The organism is uncultured Massilia sp. (assembly GCF_913773735.1).
In the GTDB taxonomy this organism is placed as follows: domain Bacteria; phylum Pseudomonadota; class Gammaproteobacteria; order Burkholderiales; family Burkholderiaceae_D; genus Telluria.
This window is the reverse complement of record NZ_CAJYEB010000037.1, coordinates 198,530-224,387: the sequence shown is the minus strand read 5'-3', so window position 1 is coordinate 224,387 and position 25,858 is coordinate 198,530. Positions and strand designations below refer to the sequence as shown.

The 25,858-nt window shown below is 71.7% G+C and carries 22 protein-coding genes; 7 read left to right on the top strand and 15 right to left on the bottom strand.

The features are described 5' to 3' along the window. Nucleotides 1-80: 80 nt before the first annotated feature. The 4 genes from QZ749_RS19805 to QZ749_RS19790 form a co-directional block, all read right to left on the bottom strand. On the bottom strand, nucleotides 81-569 hold the full coding sequence (locus tag QZ749_RS19805) for a RidA family protein (RefSeq protein WP_296950199.1): 489 nt from the start codon (nucleotides 567-569) through the stop codon (nucleotides 81-83). A 42-nt stretch (nucleotides 570-611) separates the two neighbouring features. Further along, on the bottom strand, nucleotides 612-1,022 hold the full coding sequence (locus tag QZ749_RS19800; RefSeq protein ID WP_296950197.1) for a cytochrome c: 411 nt from the start codon (nucleotides 1,020-1,022) through the stop codon (nucleotides 612-614). After that, a complete protein-coding gene (locus QZ749_RS19795) occupies nucleotides 1,019-2,599 on the bottom strand; it encodes a flavin monoamine oxidase family protein (RefSeq protein ID WP_296950194.1) in 1,581 nt (526 codons plus the stop codon). The genes QZ749_RS19800 and QZ749_RS19795 overlap by 4 nt, the downstream gene beginning before the upstream one ends. 375 nt (nucleotides 2,600-2,974) lie before the next feature. Next, the gene (locus tag QZ749_RS19790; RefSeq protein ID WP_296950190.1) at nucleotides 2,975-3,730 is read right to left on the bottom strand and encodes a hypothetical protein; all 756 of its coding nucleotides are present in this window, start codon (nucleotides 3,728-3,730) and stop codon (nucleotides 2,975-2,977) included. A 202-nt stretch (nucleotides 3,731-3,932) separates the two neighbouring features. Between QZ749_RS19790 and QZ749_RS19785 the strand changes: the two genes are divergently transcribed. After that, nucleotides 3,933-4,487 carry a phasin family protein gene (locus QZ749_RS19785; protein ID WP_296950188.1) on the top strand — a complete coding sequence of 185 codons (555 nt, stop codon included), beginning with the start codon at nucleotides 3,933-3,935 and terminating at the stop codon, nucleotides 4,485-4,487. Nucleotides 4,488-4,601: 114 nt separating this feature from the next. Further along, entirely contained in the window at nucleotides 4,602-5,051 is a 450-nt protein-coding gene (locus QZ749_RS19780; protein ID WP_296950186.1) for a hypothetical protein, read from the top strand. Between the two features lie 70 nt (nucleotides 5,052-5,121). Here the strand turns inward: QZ749_RS19780 and QZ749_RS19775 are convergent, their stop codons facing one another. The 4 genes from QZ749_RS19775 to QZ749_RS19760 all read right to left on the bottom strand — a co-directional run bounded on the left by QZ749_RS19775 (nucleotide 5,122) and on the right by QZ749_RS19760 (nucleotide 8,455). Further along, nucleotides 5,122-5,838 (bottom strand): SDR family oxidoreductase, encoded by a 717-nt coding sequence (locus QZ749_RS19775; protein WP_296950183.1) that lies wholly within the window; start codon nucleotides 5,836-5,838, stop codon nucleotides 5,122-5,124. A 100-nt stretch (nucleotides 5,839-5,938) separates the two neighbouring features. Next, nucleotides 5,939-6,535, bottom strand: coding sequence for a TetR/AcrR family transcriptional regulator (locus QZ749_RS19770; RefSeq protein WP_296950181.1), 597 nt, complete (start codon nucleotides 6,533-6,535; stop codon nucleotides 5,939-5,941). Between the two features lie 55 nt (nucleotides 6,536-6,590). Beyond that, the gene (locus QZ749_RS19765; RefSeq protein WP_296950178.1) at nucleotides 6,591-7,367 is read right to left on the bottom strand and encodes a LytTR family DNA-binding domain-containing protein; all 777 of its coding nucleotides are present in this window, start codon (nucleotides 7,365-7,367) and stop codon (nucleotides 6,591-6,593) included. Continuing rightward, nucleotides 7,355-8,455 (bottom strand): sensor histidine kinase, encoded by a 1,101-nt coding sequence (locus tag QZ749_RS19760; RefSeq protein ID WP_296950175.1) that lies wholly within the window; start codon nucleotides 8,453-8,455, stop codon nucleotides 7,355-7,357. Before QZ749_RS19760 ends, QZ749_RS19765 begins: the two co-directional genes overlap by 13 nt. Before the next feature lie 208 nt (nucleotides 8,456-8,663). On the opposite strand from QZ749_RS19760, the gene QZ749_RS19755 reads away from it, so the two are divergent. Both QZ749_RS19755 and QZ749_RS19750 read left to right on the top strand, forming a co-directional pair. Beyond that, entirely contained in the window at nucleotides 8,664-12,398 is a 3,735-nt protein-coding gene (locus QZ749_RS19755; protein ID WP_296950172.1) for an ATP-binding protein, read from the top strand. A gap of 237 nt (nucleotides 12,399-12,635) precedes the next feature. Next, nucleotides 12,636-13,994 carry a sensor histidine kinase KdpD gene (locus QZ749_RS19750; protein ID WP_296950162.1) on the top strand — a complete coding sequence of 453 codons (1,359 nt, stop codon included), beginning with the start codon at nucleotides 12,636-12,638 and terminating at the stop codon, nucleotides 13,992-13,994. A gap of 77 nt (nucleotides 13,995-14,071) precedes the next feature. On the opposite strand, the gene QZ749_RS19745 is transcribed toward QZ749_RS19750, so the two are convergent. Genes QZ749_RS19745 through ribA form a run of 3 tightly spaced genes read right to left on the bottom strand, consistent with a single transcriptional unit; the run spans nucleotide 14,072 to nucleotide 17,187 of the window. Beyond that, on the bottom strand, nucleotides 14,072-15,043 hold the full coding sequence (locus QZ749_RS19745; RefSeq protein ID WP_296950159.1) for an FHA domain-containing protein: 972 nt from the start codon (nucleotides 15,041-15,043) through the stop codon (nucleotides 14,072-14,074). Next, nucleotides 15,040-16,473 (bottom strand): serine protease, encoded by a 1,434-nt coding sequence (locus QZ749_RS19740; protein WP_296950154.1) that lies wholly within the window; start codon nucleotides 16,471-16,473, stop codon nucleotides 15,040-15,042. The genes QZ749_RS19745 and QZ749_RS19740 overlap by 4 nt, the downstream gene beginning before the upstream one ends. Before the next feature lie 60 nt (nucleotides 16,474-16,533). After that, nucleotides 16,534-17,187, bottom strand: a complete 654-nt coding sequence (gene ribA / locus QZ749_RS19735) for a GTP cyclohydrolase II (protein ID WP_296950151.1) — start codon at nucleotides 17,185-17,187, stop codon at nucleotides 16,534-16,536. A 255-nt stretch (nucleotides 17,188-17,442) separates the two neighbouring features. On the opposite strand from ribA, the gene QZ749_RS19730 reads away from it, so the two are divergent. Next, entirely contained in the window at nucleotides 17,443-19,731 is a 2,289-nt protein-coding gene (locus QZ749_RS19730) for an ATP-binding protein (protein WP_296950149.1), read from the top strand. 24 nt (nucleotides 19,732-19,755) lie between these two features. Here QZ749_RS19730 and QZ749_RS19725 read toward each other — a convergent pair whose 3' ends face one another. The 4 genes from QZ749_RS19725 to QZ749_RS19710 form a co-directional block, all read right to left on the bottom strand. Beyond that, nucleotides 19,756-21,894: a bifunctional diguanylate cyclase/phosphodiesterase gene (locus QZ749_RS19725; RefSeq protein WP_296950146.1), complete on the bottom strand. Its 2,139-nt coding sequence runs from the start codon at nucleotides 21,892-21,894 to the stop codon at nucleotides 19,756-19,758. A 93-nt stretch (nucleotides 21,895-21,987) separates the two neighbouring features. After that, nucleotides 21,988-22,371 (bottom strand): response regulator transcription factor, encoded by a 384-nt coding sequence (locus QZ749_RS19720; RefSeq protein WP_296950144.1) that lies wholly within the window; start codon nucleotides 22,369-22,371, stop codon nucleotides 21,988-21,990. 107 nt (nucleotides 22,372-22,478) lie between these two features. Then, on the bottom strand, nucleotides 22,479-23,183 hold the full coding sequence (locus QZ749_RS19715) for a pirin family protein (RefSeq protein WP_296950138.1): 705 nt from the start codon (nucleotides 23,181-23,183) through the stop codon (nucleotides 22,479-22,481). Between the two features lie 158 nt (nucleotides 23,184-23,341). Continuing rightward, a complete protein-coding gene (locus QZ749_RS19710; RefSeq protein ID WP_296950136.1) occupies nucleotides 23,342-23,551 on the bottom strand; it encodes a DUF3820 family protein in 210 nt (69 codons plus the stop codon). Nucleotides 23,552-23,619: 68 nt separating this feature from the next. Here QZ749_RS19710 and QZ749_RS19705 point away from each other — a divergent pair, with 68 nt between their 5' ends. Continuing rightward, nucleotides 23,620-24,042 carry a DUF1810 domain-containing protein gene (locus QZ749_RS19705; RefSeq protein WP_296950133.1) on the top strand — a complete coding sequence of 141 codons (423 nt, stop codon included), beginning with the start codon at nucleotides 23,620-23,622 and terminating at the stop codon, nucleotides 24,040-24,042. Nucleotides 24,043-24,186: 144 nt separating this feature from the next. Beyond that, nucleotides 24,187-25,851, top strand: a complete 1,665-nt coding sequence (locus QZ749_RS19700; RefSeq protein WP_296950131.1) for an NYN domain-containing protein — start codon at nucleotides 24,187-24,189, stop codon at nucleotides 25,849-25,851. The last annotated feature ends 7 nt before the right edge of the window (nucleotides 25,852-25,858 follow it).

Genomic DNA, 25,858 nt, shown 5'->3' with positions numbered 1-25,858 from the left:
CCCCTTTATTATTGGACTACGTTGCGATGCGGGACGGCTTGGTGCGAAGACGGCGATGCGGCAAGGGCGCGGCGGATCGGTTATTTCTTGGCGGCGACCACCTCGATCTCGACCAGCCAGCCGGGGTTCGACAGGGCCGCCACCTGGACCACGGCGCGCGCCGGCAGGTTCGGCTGCGGACCGCCGAAGAACTGGGTGTAGCCCTGCATGAAGCCGGCCACGTCGGCCTTGCCGCCCTTGGCCGGGTCGCCGACGAGGAACACCTGCATCTTGACCACGTCGCCCATCGCCAGGCCCATGCCTTTCAGGATGTCCTGGATGCGCGTGAGCACGCCCGTGGTCTGGGTCTTCGTGTCGCCGAAGGCGGCCAGCGAATTCGGATCGGCGCCCTTGTCGACGACCGGCGGCACCTGGCCGCTGATGAAGTGGATGGTGGCGTTCGGCGGCAGGGTGACGGCCTGGGCGATCGGGAAATCCGAGTTCGGGATCTTGTGGCGGACGATGTCCTGGGCGCCGGCGACGGCAGGAAGGGCGGCCAGCAGCAGGGCGACGGTGTGCAGTGGTTTCATGAAGCCTCTCGGTGGTGAAGATGCGGTGGATGCGGTATGCGTTCAGTGCTTGTTGCTGAAGCGGGCGCTCGAGGCCGGGGGGACGCCGAGCGCGCCGCGCTGGGCGCCGACTTCCTGCTCGCTGATCGCGGCCGCGCCGTTGCCCCAGTTGGAGCGCACGTAGCTCAGCACCTGGGCGATGTCGGCGTCGTTCAGGCTGCCCGAGAAGTCGGGCATGCCGCCGCGCCCCTTGAGCAGCACGGTGGCCACGTCGCCCGGCGCGCCCTGCACGAAGGCGTTGCCGGCCAGCGCGGGGAAGGCGCCGGGGATGCCCTTGCCGTTGGCCTGGTGGCAGGCGGCGCAGTTCTTGGCGAACAGGGTCTTGCCGTCGGCGGCCTGGGCGAAGGCGTCGGTGCCGGCCAGCAGGGCGATCGCCGCCATGAAGGCGAGGGGATAGGTGTGCCGGAACATCATGCGCTGGCTTTCTTGTGGAGTTGTTCGATCTGCTGCCATGCCGATTCGATGGCGCCGGCCTGCCAGCCGGTCAGGTAGCTCAGGTGTTCGCCGGCCAGCAGGATCCGGCCTTCGCCCGCCAGCAGCGTCGGATAGGCCTTCTCGCGGCCGGCCTGGTCCCATTCGGCCCAGCCGCCCAGGTTGTACTGGACGCGGTGCCAGGCCACCGAGAACGCGTTCTCGTACGAATCGCGGTAGGCCGGGAAGATCTTCTCTCCCGCGGCGACGGCGAATTCCGCGCGCTCCTGCGGGCTGAGCGCGCTGACCTCGATGGCGTCGAGCGCATAGTGGTAGTAGCCGAGCACCACGCCCTTCTTCTGCTGCCAGCCGGACGAGGGCAGCGAGATGGTGTTGATGCCCTTCATGTCGGTCATCACGTGGCCGCCATAGATCTGGTCGTCCTCTTCCCAGAAGCGGCGCTTCATCTGCAGGCCGATCTTGCCGACCGGGGCATAGGACACCGACTTCATCGCGGCCTTGAAGCCGTCCGAGAAATCGCTGTCGATGGTGCGCAGCACGGACAGCGGCACCGCGCAGATGCACCAGTCGGCCTTGACCTGGGACACCTTGCCGCTCTTCGTGTCCTTGACGGCGATCGTCACGCCGTCGGGCGACTGGCGGATCGTCTGCACCTCGGCGCCGTAGCGGATCTTCCCGCCCAGGCGCCTGGCGAAACCCTGGGCGATGCGGTCCATGCCGCCCACCGGCTGGAACATGGTCGCGTGCATCGGGAATTCCTGCACCGCGCTGTAGACCTTGCCGACCTTGGACGCGAGCAGCGTGTCGAAGGCGAGGGGGTCGGACGGCTTGCCCGGATTCAGCCCGGCGCCCGGCGGCACCGCCCAGCCGCGGCCGTTGCGCCCGCGGTAGGCGAGGTCGGTCTTTTCCAGCGCGCCCTCGTGCGCCAGGTAGTCGAGCAGCAGCATCTGGTCGTCGCGCGTCAGCGCGGTGTCGAGCATCTTCGCCTTCACCGACTTGGCCAGCAGCTCGGCCACGTGGCCGCGCATGTCCGCCTTGACCTGCTCGGCGCGCAGGCGCTGCTTCGACAGCGGGCCGGCATCCTCCATGTAGACCCAGGCATGGTCGTTCTCGTTGACCATCACCTCGAGCGGGATGTCGAACTGCTTGGTGTAGTACAGCGTCGACTGGTGGTCGAGCGGGATGCGCCAGGGGCCGTGGTTGATGTAGTGGCCGTCGTCGAAGCGGCAGACCTGCTTGTCGCCGCCCAGTTCCTGCAGTTCGAAGCCCTTGCGCGCCGTCTGGCAGCGGCCGCCGGCGAAGCCGCGCGCTTCGAGCACCTCGACGCCGTAGCCGAGCCTGGACAGTTCGTAGGCCGCCGTCATGCCGGCCAGCCCGGCCCCGAGGATGACCACTTTCTTGCCCTTGCCGCTGCCGGACAGTTGCGGCGGGGCGGACACGCGGGACGCGATGCCCATGCCCCAGGCGTTCATGGTGTTGAGTAACAGGGCCGAACCGCCGACTGCGGCGGCACGGTGGAGGAATTCGCGTCGCGTCAGCGACCTGGTCAAACGTTTCATCCGCACCTCAGCTGGTTATTGCAGGAACCTTCTTCGTTCCTTTGTGTTTCAGCAATAGGTGTGCCAGGGAGTGTGCGGTGGAAAGGCTAAATCTTCGTGAAAAATAAAGTATTTATGTAGAAAATCTATTGTAAGTTTTGAGTAAGGCTAAAAATGCAAATAAAGTTTGTTTTTTTTGGGGCATGCCGTGTGGCAGGATGATGGGAATCATCCGACTGCCGCGTACATACTTTGTTTTCGGCGGCGGACTTTGTTTTTTCCGGCGCGCCACCGTCATGTATGACGGGTGGAACCCATGCAATCTCGATACGCAAACGCCGGCGCCGACCGTGTTTTGTGGCAGCGCACCATCCTGGGCCGGCGCGCACTGGAAAGTTACAGCGCGATGACGTCGTGCACCGCCGCGGCCGGGCGCTGGTCCGGCCTGGACGGGGCTTGCTGGGGGCCGTCCTTGTCCAGCCAGTAGCTGAACTGGCCGAACGTGGGGACGGCGCCGGGCGCGTGGTCGCGGTAGAACTCGGCGATCATCTGGCGGTAGGCGGCGCGCCGGGAAAATTTCTGGTGCATTGCGGCATAGCGCGCCACGGCGGCCCGGAAGGTCGCGCGCATGTCGGCATCGGCGTTCAGGCCAGGATGGTCGCCCGACTTGCGCGGCCGCCCGCGCTTGACGCCGGCGCTGGCGCCGCGCGTCTTGCCGCGCGCGCCCGAGTTGCCGTAGTCGGGCAGCAGGGCGTCGATCGTCTGGCCGCGTTCCCAGAAGCGGCGCAGGTAGCGCAGCACGCTGGGGCGCGACATGCCGTGCTCCTCGGCGCAGCGGGCCACCATCAGGGCGCGCTCGCGCGGCTGGTAGAGCTGCGGCGCCTGGGCCTGCAGCGCGCTGACGATGTCCCAGGCGCGGGCCTGCAGGTCGCGGTGCTTCTGCGGCAGCAGCGGCGGCGGCGGCGGGGCCGCATAGGGATCCTGCAGCAGCAGGCGCGCGCGTTGCTGCTGCACGTCCTCGACCAGCGCGGCCAGCGCCACCGTGCGCGGCTGGCTGTGCGGCAGGCCCAGTTCGAAGGTATAGGCCAGGGCGCGCTGGCGGTCGATCCACAGCACCCGGATCGTGCGCACCGGGGCGACATACTGAATCACATCGTTAGGCAAAAACATCGGGGGCTCCCGGACGAGTTCAGGTGCTTTACCCCATGCAAGGATCACGCCAGTACCCGGCACGATTAGTCCAGATCAAGGGACGACCCCCGTGCGCCCTTAGGCTGTGAGCTCGTTTCCGCACCCGGCCGATCGGCGCGGGCCGCGGCCCATCCACCGTTTCCACCACCATCGACGAGGCACCATGTACCCGTTTCCGCAATCCATGACGCCGGCCGTGCGTACCCACCTGGACGCCCAGACCGCCTTCTTCAACGACATGTCGAAGTCCGTGTTCAAGTCCTTCCAGCAGATGTGCGACCTGAACATCCAGCTGATGCAGGGCATGCTCGAAGACACCGCGCTGGCCGGCCAGACGATGCTCGCGGCCGAACGCCAGGACGAACTGCTGAGCGCCGCCGCGGCGCGCACCCAGCCGGCCACCGACCGGCTGCGCGCCTACCAGCAGCACGTGTCGCGCCTGGCCGCGGACGCCCAGGTCGACCTGGCGCGCGTCGCCGAGCAGCACGTGCAGCAGACCACGCGCACGGCGCGCGCCGTGGCCGACGAAGTCGCGCGCAGCGCCGCCCCGGACGGCGAGCGCGCCATCCGCACCGAGCCGGAAGCGCCGCGCCGCGCCGCCGACCCGTTCCAGCGCGCCGGCAATGGCGAAGACCATGAGGCGACCCGCATGCAGGCGGGCCGGGCGGCGGCGGTACCGGGCGACCAGCAGGCGCAGCACAACGCGGCGACGCACTGACGGCGGGGCACGGCCGGCGCGGCGCGCCGGCCGTGACGGGTGGCGCGCAAATCGTGAGCCGCGTTTTTTTAAAAAGGTGTAATCTAAATTACAACATTCTTCAAGGAGAACATCATGAACGCCACCACCATCCACCACACCATGACCAAGACCATGACCAAGACCACCATCGCCGGCATGCTGCTGGCCGTCGCCGCCCTGACGGCGGGTTGCCACAAGGCCGACAACAACAATAACGGCATGGGTCCGGCCCAGGAAGCGGGCAAGGCCGTCGACGACGCCGGCGCGAAAGTCGCGGCCGAATCGCGCGAAGCCGCCGCCAACGCCAACGCCGCCGCCGACCGCGCGGGCGAGCGCATCGATGCCGCCACCGACCGTGCCGGCGCGAAGATCGACGCCGCCGCCGAGCGTGCCGGCGAAAAGATGGACCAGGCCGGCGCCGAAGTGCGCCAGGAATCGCGCGAAGCCGCCGCCAACGTCAAGGAAGGCGCACGCAACGCCACCGAGGCGACCGGCCGCGGCATCGAGCGCGCCGGCGAGAAAATCCAGGACGCCGCCAAGTAAGCGCCGGCGCCAGGCCGGGCGGGCATGTCCGCCCGGCGTGCGCGCCACCGGCGCGCACGTTCCTCCACCCTCACTCGGGGCGGCGCACGGCGTCGAGGTAGATACCGGGCTCGGCCGACAGGCCGCGCTTGACGTTGCGCGACAGCTCGTCGACCAGCACCTCGCTGGCGCCGGCTTCCAGCGCCGCATACCCCTTGTCCACCACTTCGGCCGGCGCCAGCTTGGGCAGGTCGATGCCACGGGTCAGGTCCGTATCGACGAAGCCGACGTGCAGGCCCAGCACCTGCGTGCGCTGCTCCTGCAGCGCGATGCGCAGGCCGTTGGTGACGCTCCAGGCCGCCGACTTGGTCGCCGCGTAGGCGGCCAGGGCCGGCGTGCTGATCCAGCTTGCCACCGACAGCACGTTCAGCAGGGCGCCGCCGCCGTTCGCGGCCAGCACCGGCGCGAAGGCCTGGCTGACGTTCAGCAGGCCGAACACATTGGTGTCGAGCATGCGGCGCAGGCCGTCGTTGCCGGCCGCGTCGAGCAGGCTGCCGCCCATCAGCGCGATGCCCGCATTGTTGACCACCAGCGTGACGTCGGCGCAGTCGGCGGCCGCCTGCGCCACCTGGGCCGGGTCGGTGATGTCGACGCGCACCGGCACGACGCCGGGCAGGGTAACGGTGGCGGGATCGCGCGCGCCGGCATAGACCTTGCGGGCGCCGCGGGCCAGCGCCTGGCGCGCGAATTCCAGGCCCAGGCCGCGGTTGGCGCCGGTGACGAAGACGACGGCATGTTCGAGTTTCATGGTGCAGTTCCTTAAAACGGAAGTGGGTTAAAAAATATGACGGGTGTCATATTTTGGGGTGAAAACAGGGCCGGCAGCCGTGCCGGCCGGGCGAACGACTTCAGGATGCGGGCGTGGCGCCTTCGTATTGCAGGAGCAGGGCGGCGCGGCAGTCGCTCAGCAGCGCCGGCCCGCCGCCGTCCTGGCCGAGCACGCGCGCCATCTGCAGCGCGCCGCTGAGCGCGGCCGCGACGGCGGCGGCGCCGGACTGCATGCCGGGCGGCAGCGCCTGCCGCGCCAGCGCGACGAGGGCATGGACGCTGCGCGCCGAGGCGTCGCGCAGCGGGTCGGCGCAGCGCGTCATGTCGGAAGCCAGCGCGGCCACCGGGCAGCCGGCACCGTCGGCGCAGGCGTGCGCGTCGGACAGGTATTCCTCCACCAGGGCGCGCAGCGGTGTCGCGCCCTCCGCCATGCGCTGGCGCATGCGTTCGCGGATGCGTTCCATGCCCTGGCGCCCGGCATGCTCGAGCGCTGCGGCCAGCAGCGCCTCGCGCGAGGCGAAATGGGCATAGAAGCCGCCATGGGTCAGGCCGGCCTGGCGCATGACGTCGGCCACGCCGACCCCGGCCACCCCGCCGCGCAGCAGCGCCTGCGCGGCGGCATCGAGGATCCGCGCATGCGACTGGTGGCGGCGGTGTTGTCTGGCGTCGGTGGGCATGGGCGCGTCCGATGAAATATGATGACGCTCATATTATTGCCATCATATTCGGACGTCAAGCGGATTGCGTGGCGCGCAGCCGCTCCAGCACCAGCGCCCGGTATTGCCGGCTGCACGGCACGCGCGCGCCGCCGCGCAGCAGCAATTCGCCGTCGCCCTTGTCGCGCGCCACGACCCGTTCGATCCAGCCCAGCTGCACGGCCGCGCGCCGGTGGCAGCGCACGAATCCGGGACCCAGGCGGTCGAGCAGGCCGGCCAGCGTCTGGCGCAGCAGCGGACTGCCGGCGGCCGTGTGCAGCGCGACGTAGTTGTCGGCGGTCTCGATCCAGCCGATGTCCGCGACCGGGACGATGCGCGTGCCGCCGCGTTCGCCGACCAGCAGCTTGCGCAGCGGCAGGTCCGGCAGCGGCAGGTCCGGCCGCGGCAGGTCCGGCCGCGCCGCCGTGCCGGCACCGGCGTCGCGCGCCGCCGCGCGTTCGCGCAGGCGCTCGCGCAGCCGCGCCAGCGCCCGTCCCAGGCGCGCGCCGTCGCAGGGCTTGAGCAGGTAGTCGATGGCGCGCGCGTCGAAGGCTTGCAGGGCGTAGCGGTCCCAGGCCGTCACGAACACGAGCAGCGGCGCCGGCTCGGGCAGCGAGGCGGCCAGTTCGATGCCGGACAGTTCCGGCATCTCGATGTCGAGCAGGAGCGCGTCCGGCCGGAACGCCGCGATGCGCGCCAGCGCGTCGACGCCGTCGCACGCCTCGTCGACGGCCGCGATGCCGTCCTGCTGCGCCAGCAGGTGCCGCAGCCGGGCGCGCGCGGGCGCCTCGTCGTCGACGATCAGGATGCGCATGGCAGCCGCACCTCGGCGCGCACGCCGCCGCCGGCACGATCGCGCAGCGCCAGCCCGGCGCGCTCGCCGTACAGCGCCTGCAGGCGCGCGCGCAGGTTGGACAGGCCGATGCCGCCGGCATGGCCCGCCACCGCCACCGCCTGCTGCGTGCCGGCGGCCGCGGGCGCGACCGCCAGCGTGCCCGCGTCGTCTTCCACGCTGAGCACGATGTCGGCGCCGTCGCGCGCCGCGGCCACCGCGATGCGCACCGGGCCGCGGCGCCGTTCGACCGTGTGCTTGAACACGTTCTCGAGCAGCGGCTGCAGGCTCATGGCCGGTACCGGGCGCGCCAGCAGGGCGTCGTCGATGTGCCAGGACAGCTCGACCCGCCCGGCGAAGCGCGCCGCCATCACCCCGGCATAGCCGCGCGCCAGCGCCAGCTCGTCGGCCAGCGGCGCCTGGTGGCGCTCGCCCAGCGCGAGCGTGGCGCGCAGCACGTCGGCCAGCTGCACCAGCGTGGCGTCGGCCTTGTCGACGTCGGTATGCATCAGCGCGGACACCGTGTTGAGGGCGTTGAACAGGAAGTGCGGCTGCATCTGCCGGCCCAGGCGCTCCAGCCGGGCCTGCGCCAGCAGGGCGCTGGCCTGCTCGGCGCGCAGCCTGGCGTCGAGCAGCGCGCGCCAGGACTGGATGCCGAAGCGGATCACGGTGAACAGGCCGACGAAGATCGAGATCTTCATCGACTCGTACAGGAACAGGCGCGGCAACGGATCGTGGTGGTAGGTCGCGCCGACCAGCGCGTACACGCCATGGCGGATGCCGAAGGCCAGCGGCACGAACGCGATCCAGTACAGCGGCAGCCAGCGCGCCTGGCGCGCGAACCAGCGCCGGGGCGTGCCGAGCAGGCGGTCGTCGGCGCGCGAGAAGCGCAGCTGCGCCAGCGCGAGCAGCGTGGTGACCACGGCCGACGAGCCTTCCCACAGCACCGGCTTCCAGTAGTCCGTGCCATGCTCGTTGCGGATGTAGTCCTGCACGGCCACCAATGTCATCAGCGCCCAGAACAGGATCCAGGCGAGGATGGGGATGGCGTGGCGGCGCAGGGCGGACATCGCTCGATCATGGCGAATGATCGGCAGGGTGTCAATGCGGCGGCGGCCCGCCGCGGTTGCCGGCGCGACGAGTTATGACAAAATACCGGCTGTCTCGACGTTTCGTCCGGACTTTGCTGTCGACTGGCAGCGCGCCCAGCAACCACCGTACGACGCCATGGCAGACGATTTTTCCTCCCGCTATCCTTTCCTGCACTTTCCCGGCGAAATGGCCGCACTCATCCGCGCCAAGGACTGGTCGGCCACGCCGTTCGGCCCGATCGACGCCTGGTCGCCGGCGCTGCGCTCCGCCGTCAGCATCTGCCTGGGGTCGCGTTTCCCCATGGTGCTGTACTGGGGCGCCACGCGGGCGCTGATCTACAACGACGCCTGGGCGCCGGTGCCGGGACGCAAGCACCCGTGGGCGCTGGGGCGGCCGGGCATCGAGGTCTGGGCGGAAATCTGGGACATCATCGGCCCGATGTTCGACCACGTGATGGACACCGGCGAGGCCACCTGGTCCGCGGACCAGCTGCTGCCGCTGAACCGCTACGGCTACGTCGAGGAGTGCTACTTCTACTACAGCTATTCGCCGGTGCGCGGCGAGGACGGCACGGTCGAGGGCATCTTCACGGCCGTGACCGAAACCACCGACCGCGTGCTGGCCGAGCGCCGCGAGCGCCTGCTGCGCCAGGTCTCCGAGAACACGTCGAACGTGCGCGACGCGCGCGACGCCTGCGCCGTCGCCGTCGCCACGCTGGCCGCGATGCCGGAGGAAGCGCCGTTCGCGCAGGCATGGTTGTTCGATGCCGCCAGCGGGACGCTGGCGCTGGCGGGCCAGGGTGGCGACGCCGGCGCCGCCCTGGCGCCGCCGCAGGCCGCGCTGGAAGGCGGGCCGTGGCCGTTCGCCGCGGCGCTGCGCAGCGGCGCGCCGGTGCCGGTGAGCGGCCTGGCGCGCGGCCCCGGCGGTCCGCGGCCGGGCACGCCCTGGCCGGAACCCGTCGACCAGGCGCTGGTGGTGCCGATCCTCAGCGCGCGCCGCGACGCGCCGTACGGCTTCCTGGTGGCGGGATTGAGTCCGCGGCGGCGCCTGAACCGCGACTACGCGACCCTGTTCGAGCGCGCCGCCGCGCACATCGCCACCGCGCTCGTGAACGTCGAAGCCTATGCGGTGGAAAAGCGCCGCGCGGAAAAGCTGGCCGAGATCGACCGCGCCAAGACCGTGTTCTTCTCGAACGCCAGCCACGAACTGCGCACCCCGCTGACGCTGATGCTGGGTCCGCTCGCCGAATTGCTGGAGACGGCCGACGACGACATGCGCGAGCGCCTGCGGCTGGTCGAACGCAATGGCCAGCGCCTGCTGCGGCTGGTCAACAGCCTGCTCGACTTCAGCCGCATCGAGGCCGGGCGCGACGACGCGCGCTTCGTGCCGACCGACCTGGCGGCCCTGTGCGCGGACCTGGCCAGCAATTTCCGCTCGGCCTGCGCGCAGGCGGGCCTCGGCCTGGACGTCGATTGCCCGCCGCTGCCGGAGCCGGTCTGGGTCGACCGGGCGATGTGGGAAAAGATCGTGCTGAACCTGCTGTCGAACGCGTTCAAGTTCACCCTCGCGGGCCGCATCGGCGTCGCCGTGCGCGCGCGCGACGGCGCCGCCGAAGTGGCGGTCACGGACACCGGGGTCGGCATTGCGCAGGACGAGCTGGCGCGCGTCTTCGACCGCTTCCACCGCATCGAGGGCCAGCGCGGACGCTCGGTCGAGGGAACCGGGATCGGCCTGTCGCTGGTGCGCGAGCTGGTGCAGCTGCACGGCGGTACGATCGCCGTGCGCAGCGCCGTCGACCGCGGCACCGTCTTCACGGTGCGGATCCCGTTCGGCCACGCCCACCTGCCGGACCAGAAGGTCCACGCCGCGCCCGCCGCGCCGGCGCCCGCGCACGCCGCCGCCTGGATCGAGGAGGCGCTCGGCTGGGTGGGGCAGGACGACGCCGTCGCGCACGGCGCGCTGGCGCCCATGGCCGCGGGCGCGAGCATCCTGCTGGCCGACGACAACGCCGACATGCGCGCCTACGTGACGCGCATCCTGGCCGACGCCGGCTACCGCGTGCGGGCCGTCGGCAACGGCGCCGCGGCGCTGGCGGCGGTGCGCGCCGGCCCGCTGCCCGACCTGGTGCTGAGCGACGTGATGATGCCGGAGCTGGACGGCTTCGCCCTGCTGCAGGCGCTGCGCGCCGATCCGGCCACGCGCGCCGTGGTCGTGATCCTGCTGTCGGCGCGCGCCGGCGAGGAGGCGCGCGTCGAGGGCCTGGACGCCGGCGCCGACGACTACATGGTCAAGCCGTTCAGCGCGCGCGAGCTGCGCGCGCGCGTGGACGGCGCGATCGCGCTGGCGCGCCAGCGCCGCGCGGCGCTGGCGCGCGAACAGGCGCTGCAGGGGGAAATCGAGGCCGAGCGCGGGCGCGCGGCCCTGCGCGAGAGCCAGGCCCACGTCGCCTCGCTGTTCGAGCAGGACGCCGCCGGCGTGGCCGAGGCGGACATGGACTGGCGCCTGGTGCGCGTCAACGACCGCTATTGCCGCATCGTCGGCCACGCGCGCGCGGCCCTGCTGGGCCGTTCGCTGCTCGACTTCGTGCACGCGGACGACGCGCACGACATGCGCGCCCGGCTCGCGCGGCTGGATGCGGACGGCGCGCCGTTCACGGTCGAGAACCGCTATTGCCGCGACGACGGCGCGGCGGCCTGGGCCAGCACGGCGGTCGCGCCGGTGCGGGTCGACGCCGGCGCCGCGCCGCGCAGCGTGGTGGCGGTGGTGCTCGACATCGGCGACCGCAAGCTGGCCGAACGACTGCGCGAGGCCGACCGCCGCAAGGACGAGTTCCTGGCGATGCTGGCCCACGAGCTGCGCAACCCGCTGGCGCCGATCGGCGCCGCCGCGCAGTTGTTGCAGATCGGCCGCCTCGACCCGGAGCGTCTGCGCAGCACCAGCCGCATCATCGGGCGCCAGGTCGAGCACATGACGCACCTGATCGACGACCTGCTGGACGTCTCGCGCGTCACCCGCGGCCTGGTGGAGCTGGACTGCGCGCGCCTCGACGTGGGCCGGATCGTGGGCGACGCCGTCGAGCAGGTGGCGCCGCTGGTGCAGGCGCGCCGCCACGACCTGGCCGTGCTGCAGGCCCCCGGGCCGGCGCTGGTCGTCGGCGACAAGAAGCGGCTGGTGCAGGTGCTCACCAACCTGCTGACCAATGCCGCCAAGTACACCGACGAGGGCGGACACATCGTGCTGCGCACCGCCGTGCACGCGCACGAGATCGAGATCGCCGTGGCCGACGACGGCATCGGCATGGCGCCCGCCCTGGTGGCGCGCGCCTTCGACCTGTTTTCCCAGGGCGAGCGCACGTCCGACCGCGCGATGGGCGGCCTCGGACTCGGGCTGGCGCTGGTGCGCAGCCTGGTCGAGCTGCACGGCGGCACCGTGTGCTGCCGCAGCGACGGGCCGGGCCGGGGCAGCACCTTCACCGTGCGCCTGCCGCGCGCGCCATCGGAGGCGGACGACGGCGGCGCCGACGCGCAGGATGCGGCGGCGGGCACGGGCACGGGCCCCCTGCGCGTGCTGGTCGTGGACGACAACGTCGATGCGGCCACGATGCTGGCCCTGTTGCTGGAAGCGGACGGCCACGCGGTCGCGGTCGAGCACGATCCGCAGGCGGCGCTGGCGCGCGCGGCCGCGTTCGCGCCGGACGCCTGCCTGCTCGACATCGGACTGCCCGGCATGGACGGCAACGCACTGGCGCGCCGGCTGCGCGCCGCGCCCGGCGGCGCGCGGCTCACGCTGGTGGCGGTCACCGGCTACGGGCAGGAGCAGGACCGCCGGCGCTCGGCGGCGGCGGGCTTCGACCACCATCTCGTCAAGCCGCTCGACCTGGGCGTGCTGCAGTCCGTGCTGGCCGGCGTGCGCGCCGGCTGACGCCGACGCCGGCGTGCCGCGGCGCCCGGAAGCGCGCGCCGTCCGGCGCCGCGCGGCGGTAGACTCGGGATATTTCCAGCGAGGTCCTGCATCGACAAACCCCACGCCATCGTCGCCCTTGCCTGCGCGCGCGCCTGCGTCCTCATCGCCGGCCTCAGCGCCTTCGGCTGGTTCGTCCACATCGAATCGCTGGCGACGGCGGTCCCGGGGTTCCAGCCCATGGTGCCGATGACGGGCATGATGGTCGTACTCGCGGCGGCCGCCATCCTGCGCCAGGCCCACGGCGCGGCCGGCCGGCTGCCGGCCATCCTGCTGGCGGCGCTTGCCGCGGCGGCGCTGGGCCTGCGCCTGGCCGGCGCCATGCCCGCGCCGCTGGCGGCCACGGTCGGCCTGTCGGCGCAGCTCACCGCGCTGGCCTTCCTGGCGGGGGCGGCCTGCCTGCTGTGCCTGGGCCATGCCGCCTTCGTCGCGCAAGGGCAGTGGATCGCGCTGGGCATGCTGCTGCTGGCCCTGCTGGTCATGGCGGGCTACGTCTTTCACGATACGCTGCTGTACGAGGTATTGCCCGGCAGGGGGACGTCGATCCCGACGACGCTGTGCATCGCGCTGGTCGCGCTGGGCGCGCTGGCGCTGCGGCCGGCGCAAGGCATCATGTCGGCCGTCACCGGCGCGGACCCGAGCATCCGGGCCGTGCGCCGCCTGCTGGCGGCGGTGCTGGCGATGCCGCTGCTGCTGGGCGCGCTGGCGGTGCTGGCCCTGCGCCTGGACGTCGCGGATACCGGGACCGTCATCGCCTGCCTGATCTGGGGCACGATCGCGTTGTTCACGGCGGTGAGCTGGCACGTCGCCCTGATGCTGCAGCGGATCGAGGCGCTGCGCCAGTCGACGCTGGCGGCGCTGCGCGCGGCCGACGCCAACAAGGACGACTTCATGGCGCTGCTGGCGCACGAACTGCGCAATCCGCTGGCGCCGGTGCGCGCCGCCGCCGAACTGCTGCGGCGCGGACAGTGCGACCCCGTCCAGCTGCGCCGCACCAGCGACATCATCGGACGCCAGGTGACGCACATGACGCACCTCGTCGACGACCTGCTCGACCTGGCGCGCGTGCGGCGCGGGCAGCTGGTGCTGGAGATGGCGCCGGTCGACGTGCTGGCCGTGGTGCGCGACGCGCTGGAACAGTCGGCGCCGCAGGCGGCGCAGCGGCGCCAGCGCCTGACCGCCGACCTGCCGGACGGGCCGGCCTACGTGGCGGGCGACCACCGGCGGCTCGTGCAGGTCGTCGCGAACCTGCTCGCCAACGCCGCCAAGTTCACGCCTGCGGGCGGCGCGATCGACGTCGCGCTGCGCTACGCCGGCGACGCGGTCGAGATCCGCGTGCGCGACGACGGCATCGGCATCGGCCCCGAGCTGCTGCCGACGGTCTTCGACGCGTTCGCCCAGGGCGCGCGCGCGCCGGACCGCGCCGAAGGCGGGCTGGGACTGGGGCTGGCGCTGGTCCGCCAGCTCGTCGAACGCCATGGCGGCAGGGTGGACGCGCACAGCGCGGGGCACGGCAAGGGCAGCACCTTCGTCGTGACCTTGCCGCGCCAGGCGTGACCCGACGGCGGGAGCGCCGGCAAGGACCGCGGCCCCGGCGCGTCCGGCCGCCGCTGATCCTGGCCCTCGTCCTCGTCCTAGTCCTCGTCGTCCTGCCCGCGCGCGCGCCGCAGCGGCGCCTGCATGGCCTCGACGTCGCGCATGAATTCGTCGACGCCGCGGTCGCGGCTCAGGCGCACGCCGGGCGGCAGCAGCACCGACATGTACAGTTCGTCGGCCAGGCGCCCGCTACGCTGCACGTTGGCGACCAGGATCAGGCCGGAGCCGAGCAGCGCCAGGCCGGCGCACAGCAGGCGGTGGCGCAGGCGCGCGCGCGGCAGGATCGTACACAGGTGGAAGTAGACCGTGCCGGCCACCAGCAGCGTCGCCACGTGCGAGGCATGGCGGGTGAAGCCCTCGAACGAGAACGCGTAACCGAGGGTGCCGGCCAGCAGCGCGTAGCCGGCCAGCGCCGCCAGGCCGCAGCCGCAGATGAACAGGTGGCGTCCGAGCCGCGCGTGGCGGCCGAACAGGCGGTTGGCGAAGGCCCAGGCGCCGCTCCACAGCAGGGCCGCGCCGACGCCCCGGGCCAGCGCCGCCACGTAGCGCGCGGCCGCGTCGTACTGGGTGTCGCCGAGCCAGCCGGCCAGCAGCGCGAGCGCCGCCGCCAGGGCGATGCCGGCCGCTCCCGGCAGCGCGCCTTCCCAGGCGTGCAGCGTGCGGTCGGGCAGCTCGGGCGGTACCGGGAAGCCGGCCGCGCGCACGCGCAGCGCCGTGTGGCCGATGCGCGCGACGGTGTCGCCGGACAACGCCACGTGCTGGCGGCGCCGGCCCGCGACGACGATGCCGTTGCGGCTGCCCAGGTCGCGCAGCACCAGGCGGCCGGCGTCGTCGCGTTCGAGCACGGCGTGGCGGGCGGCCGCGTAGTCGTCGTCGAGGACCAGGTCGTTGTCGTAGCCGCGCCCGATGCGCAGCGGCAGGGCGTCGACGCGCTGGCGCTGCAGCACGTCGCCGTTGCGGGCCAGCAGTTCGACGAACCAGGGGCCGTCCATCCCGGCGGCGTCCGTCATGGCGGCGCGGCCGGCCGGTGCGCGCGCCCGAGCGCTGCCAGGAAGGCGCGCGTGGCGCGCACGCCGTTGGCATACGACACGCCGGCCAGGTCGAGGCGGCTCTGCAGGCTGGCGCGGGCGTCGTCGGTGCTGGCCGTGAGCAGCGTGAAGTTGTACAGGCCGGCGAACTTGCGGTAGGCGCGCACGCAGACGACGGCGCGCAGCGGCAGCGTGGCCGTGTGCACGAAGGATTCGGTGCAGGAGGGGCGCGTCAGGCGGGTGTCGCGGCTGGCGCCCAGGCGGTCCACGCGGAAGCGCTCGCTGGCCAGCAGGGCGAACTGCAACGGATGCAGGCTGGCCGAGCGCAGGTACTGGTGGGTCATCGACACGTGGCCGGTCTGCTGGCTGTCCGAGACGTAGATCGCCGCCTCCATCGCGCAGCTGACGCTGTCGAGCGTGTACGCGGCCTCGGCGCGGAAGTTCGAGCGTCCCCAGCAGCGCAACTGCTGCGATTCGCGCACCGGCACGCGGTACGGCCCCATGCTCTCGATCGCCAGCGGCGCGTCCAGCAGGCGGTCGACCATCTCGCGCTGGTGCGCCAGCAGCTGCTGGCCGATCAGCGGATTGAAGTCGCGCGGCGGACGGGCCTGCGCGGCCACCTTGCGCAGCAGGTCCTGCGCATACCCGACCGGCACGAGGAAGCTGACCAGCTCGCCGTCGCGGCGCTTGGCGACGTTGATGCCGGCCACCATGCCGGACGCCGTCACGCTCGGGCCGCCGCTCATGCCGGCGTTGATCGGGCCGGTGAACACCAGCTGCTCGTAGAAGCTGCGCCGCACGACGCCGTTGTACGATCCCTCGGAAATGGCGAAGCCCAGGTCGAGCGGATTGCCGAGCGAGTACAGGTACTGGCCCTGGGCCAGCGCCACCGGATGCGCCGGCACCTCGAAGACCCCGCTGCCCTTGCGGCCGACGCGCACCACGGCCAGGTCGTGCAGCACGTCCACGGCCAGCAGCTCGACGGGGCCGCTACGGCCGTCGGCGTCGACGTATTCGCCCACGTAGACGTCGGGATCGAGCGCCATCTGCGACACCACGTGGTAGTTGGTCAGCACCAGGTCCGAGGTGGAGACCAGGAAGCCGGAGCCGACGCTGGACTGGCTGCGCCCGTTGCGCAGCAGCATGCGGATCTGCAGCAGGTCGCCGCGCGCGGCCGCATACAGTCGCTGGGCCGACGAGGACGGCGCCGGCAGCACGGCCGGCCCCTCGGTCTCGCCGGGGCCGGGCGCGGGCGGGGTGGTGGCGGGCGGCGTGGCCGGCGGGGTCACCAGTGCCTGCGCGGATGGCCGCGCGGCGGGTTCGCCGGACTGGGCGGAGGGGGCGTCGGCCGCCGGGGCCGCGAGGGCGGCCAGACCGAGGACGAACGCAAACGTGGACAGGGCGGGGCGCATGCCATCCCTCGTGCTGGCAGGAGATGGGAGCCATCCTGCCAGATTCGCCCGCGGCGGGCGTTACGCTTCGCCGACCGGCGTCGCTTCGGTGGGCACCGCCGGCGTCATCATGTGACCCAGCTTGGCTTCCTTGGTGTTCAGGTAACTGTTGTTGAAGGCATTGCGGTTGACCAGCAGGGGCACGCGCTCGGCGACGCGGATGCCGAACTTGCCCAGCGCGGCGATCTTGCGCGGGTTGTTGGTCATCAGGCGCACCGATTCGATGCCGAACTGCTCCAGCATCGGCAGCACCAGTTCGTAGCTGCGGGCGTCGGCCTGGAAGCCGAGCTGCAGGTTGGCCTCGACCGTGTCGGCGCCGGCTTCCTGCAGGCGGTAGGCGCGGATCTTGTTGACCAGGCCGATGCCGCGGCCCTCCTGGCGCAGGTACAACAGGATGCCGCGGCCTTCCTCGGCGATGCGCTGCAGCGCCGTCTCGAGCTGGGCGCCGCAGTCGCAGCGTTGCGAGAACATCACGTCGCCCGTCAGGCATTCCGAATGGATGCGCGCCAGCGGCGGCGCGCCGGTCGACAGGTCGCCCAGGGTCATGGCCAGGTGCTCCTTGCCCGTCGCATGCTCGACGAAGGCGTGCAGGGTGAACTGCGCCCACGGGGTCGGCAGGGTGCACGAGGTGACGTAGTCGACGAGGCTGGCGGGCATGGTGGCGTTGTCTTGCATGGCGATTCCTGGAACTGTCGTGATGGCTGGCGTAAATGGCGAGTTTACCGGAAATCGGACATGGCCGTGCGGTTCCGGCGGCGGCGCCCCGGACCGTCCTGCCGGGCCGCGGGCGTCCGCCTGCCACGCAGATGGGTTTCGATCGGGAAATTACAACAGTTGTATTTTGGAAATTCGATGCAGCATCGACCGATCGACGATTCCGCCGGGCATCAAGCTGTGCTAGGCTGACGCCGATTCCAATCCCGCCTTCCCATGCTGATACCCCTGACCCTGTTGCGCCGCATGACGCCGCGCGCCCTCGGCGCCTGGCTCGCGCTCGCCTTCACCTCCATGTCGATCGTCCTGACCCTGGTGCTGACCGCCGTCATCGAGCGCAAGGCGACCGAACAGGTGAAATCGAGCATCGGCAACGGCCTGGCCGAACTGGCGATGCAGACGTCCGACAAGCTCGACCGCGGCATGTTCGAACGCTACCGCGAAGTCGCCCTGATCGCCCAGCTGCGCGAACTGCGCCCCGGCGCGCCGCAGGCGCTGCGCCGGCGCGCGCTGGAACGCGTGCAGGCCAGCTACGACTACTACAGCTGGATCGGCGTGGCCGGCATGGACGGCCTGGTCCAGGCATCGGCGCAGGGCCTGCTGGAAGGCGCGGACGTGTCGAAGCGGCCCTGGTTCCGCAACGCGCTCGAAGGCGTCCACGCCGGCGACGTGCACGAGGCCGTGCTGCTGTCGAAGCTGCTGCCGAAGCAGGCCGAACCCTGGCGCTTCGTCGACGTGGCCTTCCCGGTGCGCGACGACGACGGCACGGTGCGCGGCGTGCTCGGCGCGCACCTGTCGTGGCAATGGGCGCGCGACGTCGAGCGCTCGATGATGGCCGGCATCGCCCGCCGCCGCCAGGTCGAGGCCCTGATCGTCGACGCCGCCGGCAAGGTGCTGCTGGGGCCGCCGGACACCGCCGGCAAGCAGCTCGCCCTGGGCAGCCTGGACGCTGCGCGCGCGGCCGGACGCTGGGGCTATGTGGAAGAGCGCTGGCCCGACGGCAATGCCTACCTGGTCGGTTATGCGCGCGGGCGCGGCTACGGCGACTACCCGGGCCTGGGCTGGACGGTACTGGTGCGCCAGAGCCAGCAGGACGCCTACGCGCCGGTGCGCCGGCTGCGCGAGTACGGCCTGGCGGCCGGCGTGCTGCTGGCGGCGCTGTTCTCGCTGGCCGGGGTGGCGCTGGCGCGCCGCATCACGCGGCCGCTGGACGAGCTGGCGGACGCCGCGCAGCGCATCCGCGCCGGCGAGACGGCCCGCATCGCGGTGCCGCGCGGCTACCGCGAGGTGCGCGCGCTCGGGCGCACGCTGAACGGCCTGGTGGCCGGCCTGGTGCGGCGCGGCCAGGAACTGGAGCAGCTGAACGCGACGCTGGAGCAGCGCGTGGCGCGCCGTACCAACGAGCTGGAGCAGGCGCTGGGCACGGTGCGCGCCAGCGAGCAGCGCATCGTCTCCATCATCGAGGCGGCGCAGGACGCCTTCATCGGCATCGACCTGCACGGCCGGATCTGCGACTGGAACTCGGCCGCCGAGGCGATGCTGGGCTGGGGCCGCGCGGAAGCGCTGGGCCGGCTCGCGGCCGACCTGATCATGCCGGAGCGCTTCCGCGCCCGCTCGCGCGCGCTGCTGCGCCGTTTCCGCGAGACCGGGCAGCTCGAGCTGCTGGGCCAGCGCGTCGAGCGCACGCTGCTGCGCAGCGACGGGCGCGAGATCGAGGCCGAGATGACCATGACGCTGGCCGGCGGCGGCGCCGAGACCGACGCCTTCTTCGGCGTGTTCATGCACGATATCTCGCAGCGCAAGGAAGTCGAGCGCCTGAAGAACGAGTTCGTGTCCACGGTCTCGCACGAGCTGCGCACGCCGCTGACCTCGATCAGCGCCTCGCTGGCCCTGCTGGCCGACGGCATCGCGGGCGAGTTGCCCGCGGACGCCAAGCAGCTGGTCGACATCGCCAACGCCAGTTCCGGGCGCCTGGTGCGCCTGATCGGCGACGTGCTCGACATCCAGAAGATGGAAGCCGGCGGCATGGCGCTCGAGCGCCGCGTGCAGCCGGTGCTGCCGGTCGCCGAGGATGCGGTGGCGTCGATGGCCAGCCTGGCCGGCACGGCCGGCGTCACGCTCGCGTGCGCCGCCGGTGCCGGCGCGGCGCAGGCCTGCGCCGCCGTCGACCGCGACCGCATGACCCAGGTGCTGACGAACCTGCTGTCGAACGCGATCAAGTTTTCCGGCGCCGGCACCACGGTGACGACCCGGCTCGACGCGCAGGACGGGCGCGTGCGCCTGTCGGTGGCCGACCAGGGCCCGGGCATCCCGCCGGCCTTCCGTGCCCGCGTGTTCCAGCGCTTCGCCCAGGCCGACGGCGCCGACTCGCGCCGCAAGGGCGGCACCGGCCTGGGCCTGTCGATCTGCAAGGCCATCGTCGAGCAGCACGGCGGCGCCATCGGCTTCGACAGCGTCGAGGGGCAGGGGACCACGTTCTGGGTCGAGTTGCCGGCGGCGGGCTAGGAATCCGTCCGGCACGGCTTGCGCTCAGGGCTGGCGCCCGGCGCCGTACAGGCGCTCGAACTCCGCCACCGGCACCGGTCGCCCCAGCAGGTAGCCCTGCAGCAGGTCGCAGCCGCATTCGGCCAGGAAGATGCGCTGCGCCTCGTCTTCCACGCCCTCGGCGACGATGCCGAGGCGCAGCTTGCGCGCCAGCGCGACGATCGCCTCGACCAGCGGCCGGTCGCCGCCGGTCAGCTGGCTGCCGATCTTCAGGGCCGCGAACGGCCAGCGGCGCAGCCGCGCCAGCGGCGAGGCGCCGCTGCCGAAGCCGTCCAGCGCGAACTGCACCCCCAGCTCGGCCAGCCTGGCCATGCGCGGCGCGAGGCCCGGCGGATTGGCGGCCAGAGCGTCCTCGCTCAGTTCCAGCGTCAGCCGGTGGGCCGGCGCGCCGCTGTCCGCCAGCAGGTCGGCCAGCGCGTCGGCGAAGCCCGGCTCGCGCAGCTGGCGCGCGCTGACGTTGACCGACAGGCGCAGCGCGCCCAGCCACGGGTCGGCGGCCCAGCGCGCCAGCAGGCGGCAACTGTCTTCCAGCACCTGCATGCCCAGCGGGACGATCAGGCCCGACGCCTCGGCCTGGCCGATGAATTCGCCGGCGCCCAGCAGCGCGGGGGCGCCGTCGCCGGCGTCGTCGCGCTGCCAGCGCACCAGCGCCTCGGCCCCGGCCAGGCGGCCGTCGCGCGCGAACTGCGGCTGGCAGTGCAGCACGAACTGGCGCCGCGCGACGCCGTCGCGCAACTGGCCGTCCAGCAGTGCCTGGCGCGCGGCCGCCTCCTGCATGCCCGGGTCGAAGAAGCGCAGCGTGTTGCGGCCGTCGGCCTTGGCGCGGTACATCGCCAGGTCGGCCTGGCGCAGCAGCGTGTCGATGCCGGTCCGGTTGTCGTCGAACAGCGTCGCGCCGATGCTCGGCGTGCTGGCGCAGCGGCAGGCGCCGAGGTCGAACGGCGGCGCCAGCGCGTCGAGGATGCGCCGCCCCACGCGCTGCGCCTCGGCCACCGCCTCGGGCGCTGTCGTGCCCAGGTTTTCCAGCACCACCACGAATTCGTCGCCGCCCAGGCGCGCCAGGTGGTCGGCGTCGCGCAGGGCCCCGCGCAGCCGCGCGGCGACCTGGCGCAGCAGCATGTCGCCGACGTCGTGGCCCATCGTGTCGTTGAGCAGCTTGAAGTTGTCCAGGTCGAGGAACATCAGCGCGCCGAGCTGGCGCGAGCGGCCGCTCCTGGCCAGGATCTTGCCCAGCTCCTCGACCAGGAAGCGGCGGTTCGGCAGGCCCGTGAGGTGGTCGAAAAAGGCCAGTTCGTAGATGCGCCGTTCGGCGTCCTTGCGTTCGGTGAGGTCGGTGGTGGTGCCGGAAACGCGCAGCGCGCGGCCGGTGTCGTCGCGCAGCACGTAGCCGCGCGCCAGCACCGGCACGTCGTGGCCGTCGCGGTGGCGCAGGCGGAACTCGATCGCATAGCCCTGGCGCTCGGTGGCCAGCAGTTCGGCCAGGAAGGCGGTGACGCGCGGCTGGTCGTCCGGATGCATCAGGCGCAGCCACGCCGACGGGTCGGGTTCCAGCTCGCCCGGACGCCAGCCCACCAGTTCCCACCAGCGCTCCGAATAATAGGTCTCGCCGCTGACCAGGTCCCAGTCCCAGGGGGCGTCGGTGGAGCCGCGCAGGACCAGCTGCAGGCGCTGCTCGGACTTCTGCAGCGACTGTTCGGCGAGCTTGAGGGCCGTGCAGTCGGTGAAGCTGACGACCACGCCCCGCACGCGCTCCTGCTCCACCTCGGGATAGGCGCCGGCCAGCATCCAGCGGGTGTCGCCGGGGGTGGCGCCGGGCACGCCGACCACGAGGTCGGACACCTTGCCGCCGTCGCGCAGCACGCGGTTGACGGGGTAGTCTTCCTGCGGCATCGGGCTGCCGTCGGCGCGCAGGAAGCGCCAGGTCGCCGCATGGGCCGGCAGGCCGAGGACCGCGTCCTGGTCGCGCCCCAGCAGGTGCAGGGCGAGCCGGTTGGCCGCGAGGACGCGGCCGTCGGCATCGTGCACGACGATGCCGGCCGGGAGCTGGTCGAGCAGGTCGTCGAAGCGGCGCTGTATGACTTCCGTAGCGCGGTGGCGGGTATCGCGTTGCGGTTCCGTATGCATACGTAGTTTCGGTTTTTTATGCATACTAGCAGTTCCTCGGCAGGAGGGGCGCGAGGATGCCGCGGGCCGGGCGCCGGCGGGCGGCGCGGGACGTCAGTCCTCCGGTTTCAGGAACCGGCGCAGCCGCGCCAGCAGTTCCTGCGGCTGGAAGGGCTTGATGATGAAGTCGTTGGCGCCGGCGTCGAGCGCGCGCACGGTGTCGCGCTCGGTGTTCTTGGCGGTCAGCATGATGACGGGAACGCCTTCCCAGCCGGCCTGCGCGCGGATCAGGCCGACGATCTCGAAGCCGTCCACGTAGGGCAGCATCACGTCGAGCAGCACCAGGTCCGGCGGCGGCTGCGAGACGACGTGCTGCACCGCGACGCGGCCGTCGGCCGCGTGGGTGACCAGGTAACCCTGGCGCTCCAGCATGAAGCTCAGGACGTGGGCGATGTGGACGTCGTCTTCGACGACGAGGACGCTGGGTTGGGCACGCATGGCGGGATGGGCGGGGGCGGTGTCAAAATCCCATTATACCCATCCGCCCGCCTTGCGATTTCACATTTCGGCGGCGATCGTTTGCGCAAGCGCCGCGCACTGCCGGTTCATTCGCCCGGCAGGTCGAACAGCAGCAGTTCGGCGGCCTCGGCGTGCTCCAGCACGATCCGGCTCTCGGCGCCGATCTTCAGCGCGTCGCCGTCCTTGAGCGGCACGCCGTTGACGCTGACGTCGCCGCGGATCACGTGGACATAGGCCAGGCGTCCCGGTTCCAGCGCGTGCTCGACCTTGTCGCCTTCGTCGAGGATGGCGGCGTAGATGGCGGCGTCCTGGTGGATCAGCACCGACTCCTGGCGGCCGTCGCCGGACGCGATCAGGCGCAGCCGGCCCTTCTTGCTGTCGGCCGAGAAGTGCTTTTCCTCGTAGCTCGGCGCGATGCCCTTGACGTTCGGCTGGATCCAGATCTGCAGGAAGTGCACCTGCTCGGTCTTGGAACCGTTGAATTCGCTGTGGCGCACGCCGCTGCCGGCGCTCATGCGCTGCACGTCGCCATAGTGCAGCACGGAACCGGTGCCCATGCTGTCCTTGTGCTCGAGGGCGCCGTCCAGCACGTAGGAGATGATCTCCATGTCGCGGTGGCCGTGGGTGCCGAAGCCGGCGCCGGGGGCGACGCGGTCCTCGTTGATCACCAGCAGCGGGCCGAAGCCGTTGTGGCGCGGGTCGTAGTAGTCGGCGAACGAGAAGCTGTGTTTCGACATCAGCCAGCCGTGGTGGGCGCCGCCCCGTTCTTCGCTCCTGCGTACTTCCATCATGATGCGCTCCTTGGTGTGTGTTCGATTTTTTGCGACATCGCCGCGGCCCGGTTGCCGCCGCTTCGTCGCTGTCCATGGATGCCAGTATAGGCGGGACGCGGCGGGATGAAAAACGAGTTGTTTTGCGGCTTGCGATCGAAAAAATCGATCGTCGCGGCTCAGCGCCGCAGCGGATCGAGCAGCCCGCGCAGGGCGTTATGGTCGAGTTCGTACATCAGGGCCAGCAATTCCCCGAGTTCCCCCTTCGGAAAACCCGTGCGGGCGAACCAGGCGAGGTAGTGGCCGGGCAGGGCGGCGATCTTCGTGCCCTTGTATTTGCCGAACGGCATGTCGCGGGTCAGCAGGAGCTGCAGGTGGTCGGGTCTCATGGCGCGTCACTGTAGCAAGAACATGGACGCCGCAACAGGGGTAGGATGCGGCGCAGGAGGATACTGGCATGGATACCCGATTCGATCTCGAACGTTTCGTCGCCGCCCAGCGCGGCGTGTACGAGACCGCGCTGGCCGAGCTGCAGGCCGGGCGCAAGCGCACCCACTGGATGTGGTTCATCTTTCCCCAGGTCGCGGGCCTGGGCAGCAGCGCGATGGCGCAGGCCTATGCGATCGGGAGCGGCGACGAGGCGGCCGCCTACCTGGCCCACCCGGTGCTGGGGCGGCGCCTGCGCGCCTGCGCGGCGGCGGTGGCGCGCCATGGCGGCGCACCGGTCGACGCCATCTTCGGCCATCCGGACGACCTGAAATTCCACTCCAGCATGACGCTGTTCGCCGACGTGGCGCCGGACGAGGCGGTGTTCCAGGAATGCCTGGACCGCTTCTTCGACGGCCGGCCCGACCAGGCCACGCTGGACCGGCTGGCCTGACCCGCGCGCGGGCGGCGGCAGGGGGCGCGGCGGCGGCCCGGCGGGGCGGCATGGCCGCGCACGCCTCGTATCGACGGCCCCGGTGCCGTTGTTGCGTATAATTCGCCGGCTAGCTTGTCCACCCATCACTACACAACAACAATCATGGCTTCATCTTCAGAAAACATCAGCATGGCGGTGTTCTGCGACTTCGAGAACGTCGCGCTCGGCGTGCGCGATGCGAATTACGAAAAATTCGACATCAAGCCCGTCCTCGAACGCCTGCTGCTCAAGGGCAGCATCGTCGTCAAGAAAGCCTATTGCGACTGGGACCGCTACAAGAGTTTCAAGGGCACGATGCATGAAGCGAACTTCGAACTGATCGAGATCCCGCACGTGCGCCAGTCCGGCAAGAATTCCGCCGACATCCGCATGGTCGTCGACGCGCTCGACCTGTGCTACACCAAGTCGCACGTCGACACCTTCGTCATCGTCTCGGGCGACTCCGACTTCTCGCCGCTGGTGTCCAAGCTGCGCGAGAACGCCAAGCGCGTGATCGGCGTCGGGGTCAAGCAGTCGACCTCGGACCTGCTGGTGGCCAACTGCGACGAATTCATCTTCTACGACGACCTGGTGCGCGAGATCCGCCGCGCCGCCGCCAAGCGCGACGAGCGCAAGGCGCAGCCGGCCCAGAACCGCCGCCCGTCGGACGAGAACAACCGCAAGCGCGAAGAGATGGAAACGCGCAAGCTGCAGGCGCTGGAAATGGTGGTCGAGACCTTCGACGCGCTGGTCGCCGAGCGCGGCGACACCGGCAAGATCTGGGCGTCGCTGCTGAAGGACACGCTCAAGCGCCGCCGTCCGGACTTCAACGAGACCTATTTCGGCTTCCGCACCTTCGGCAACCTGCTGGAGGAGGCGCAGACGCGCGGCCTGTTCGAATTCGGCCGCGACGAAAAATCGGGCACCTACGTCTACCGCAGCAGCAATGCGCGCCCGGGCGAGGCGCTGGGCGTGGCGAACGAGTCCGAGACCCCGGAGCCGACCGTGGCGGACAGCACCGAGGCGCCCGCCGAGGAGACCGTGCTGGACGTCGTGGCCGACCTGGCCGCGCCGGCCGCCGCATCGACCGCAGCGGCTGCACCGGCCGCGCCGGGCGGCCGCGAACCGCGCCGCCGCGGCGGGCGCGGCCGCAAGGGCCGCGAGCAGGCCGCCGGTGACGAGGCGCAGGCGACCTGGCCGGCGCCGACGCCGGACCTGGCCGAGGAGCCGGCGCCGGCCGCGGCGGGCGGCGCCGACGAAGCCGCGGCAGCGGCGCTCGCCGAAGCCGTCGTGCCGGCGGCCCCGCCCGCCGACGCGGCACCGTCCGGCATCCGGCCGGAAGCCGTGGCCGAACCGCTTGCCGAATCGGCTGCGGAGTCGTCCGCGGAAGTGCCCGCGGAAGTGCCCGCGGAACCGGCCGCCCCGGCGAAGGAACGCCGCCGTGCCCCGCGCGCGCCGCGCAAGCCGGCCGCGCGCAAGAATGCCGCCGCGGTGGTGGACGCGCCGACCGAGGCCGCCCCGGACGCCGCCCCTGATGCTGCGCCCGCGCCCGCGCCCGCTCCAGCGCCGGGCATGACCGCGACGCCGGAAGCGGCGGCGGACGAGGAGGCCGCGGCGCCGCCGGCAGGCGAGGGCAACGGCGAAGGCGAGGACGCCGACGACGCGCAGGCCGGCAAGCCGGCACGCAAGAAATCGGCCCGCCCGCCGCACAAGGCGCCGACGCGCAAGCCGGCCGCGCGCGCCCCGCGCCGCCCGGCCAAGCCGAAGACGCCGCCGGAAAACGGCTGACGGGAAG

Excerpts from the sequence above, each read along its gene's own strand:
- QZ749_RS19740 (WP_296950154.1), bottom strand. The coding sequence starts at position 16,473 with ATGCGCCCCGCCCTGTCCACGTTTGCGTTCGTCCTCGGTCTGGCCGCC.
- QZ749_RS19705 (WP_296950133.1), top strand. The coding sequence starts at position 23,620 with ATGGATACCCGATTCGATCTCGAACGTTTCGTCGCCGCCCAGCGCGGC.
- QZ749_RS19750 (WP_296950162.1), top strand. The coding sequence starts at position 12,636 with ATGATGGTCGTACTCGCGGCGGCCGCCATCCTGCGCCAGGCCCACGGC.
- QZ749_RS19795 (WP_296950194.1), bottom strand. The coding sequence starts at position 2,599 with ATGAAACGTTTGACCAGGTCGCTGACGCGACGCGAATTCCTCCACCGT.
- QZ749_RS19700 (WP_296950131.1), top strand. The coding sequence starts at position 24,187 with ATGGCTTCATCTTCAGAAAACATCAGCATGGCGGTGTTCTGCGACTTC.
- QZ749_RS19785 (WP_296950188.1), top strand. The coding sequence starts at position 3,933 with ATGTACCCGTTTCCGCAATCCATGACGCCGGCCGTGCGTACCCACCTG.
- QZ749_RS19725 (WP_296950146.1), bottom strand. The coding sequence starts at position 21,894 with ATGCATACGGAACCGCAACGCGATACCCGCCACCGCGCTACGGAAGTC.
- QZ749_RS19765 (WP_296950178.1), bottom strand. The coding sequence starts at position 7,367 with ATGCGCATCCTGATCGTCGACGACGAGGCGCCCGCGCGCGCCCGGCTG.
- QZ749_RS19715 (WP_296950138.1), bottom strand. The coding sequence starts at position 23,183 with ATGATGGAAGTACGCAGGAGCGAAGAACGGGGCGGCGCCCACCACGGC.
- QZ749_RS19745 (WP_296950159.1), bottom strand. The coding sequence starts at position 15,043 with ATGACGGACGCCGCCGGGATGGACGGCCCCTGGTTCGTCGAACTGCTG.
- QZ749_RS19770 (WP_296950181.1), bottom strand. The coding sequence starts at position 6,535 with ATGCCCACCGACGCCAGACAACACCGCCGCCACCAGTCGCATGCGCGG.
- QZ749_RS19755 (WP_296950172.1), top strand. The coding sequence starts at position 8,664 with ATGGCCGCACTCATCCGCGCCAAGGACTGGTCGGCCACGCCGTTCGGC.
- QZ749_RS19710 (WP_296950136.1), bottom strand. The coding sequence starts at position 23,551 with ATGAGACCCGACCACCTGCAGCTCCTGCTGACCCGCGACATGCCGTTC.
- QZ749_RS19805 (WP_296950199.1), bottom strand. The coding sequence starts at position 569 with ATGAAACCACTGCACACCGTCGCCCTGCTGCTGGCCGCCCTTCCTGCC.
- QZ749_RS19775 (WP_296950183.1), bottom strand. The coding sequence starts at position 5,838 with ATGAAACTCGAACATGCCGTCGTCTTCGTCACCGGCGCCAACCGCGGC.
- QZ749_RS19780 (WP_296950186.1), top strand. The coding sequence starts at position 4,602 with ATGAACGCCACCACCATCCACCACACCATGACCAAGACCATGACCAAG.
- QZ749_RS19800 (WP_296950197.1), bottom strand. The coding sequence starts at position 1,022 with ATGATGTTCCGGCACACCTATCCCCTCGCCTTCATGGCGGCGATCGCC.
- ribA (WP_296950151.1), bottom strand. The coding sequence starts at position 17,187 with ATGCAAGACAACGCCACCATGCCCGCCAGCCTCGTCGACTACGTCACC.
- QZ749_RS19760 (WP_296950175.1), bottom strand. The coding sequence starts at position 8,455 with ATGTCCGCCCTGCGCCGCCACGCCATCCCCATCCTCGCCTGGATCCTG.
- QZ749_RS19730 (WP_296950149.1), top strand. The coding sequence starts at position 17,443 with ATGCTGATACCCCTGACCCTGTTGCGCCGCATGACGCCGCGCGCCCTC.
- QZ749_RS19720 (WP_296950144.1), bottom strand. The coding sequence starts at position 22,371 with ATGCGTGCCCAACCCAGCGTCCTCGTCGTCGAAGACGACGTCCACATC.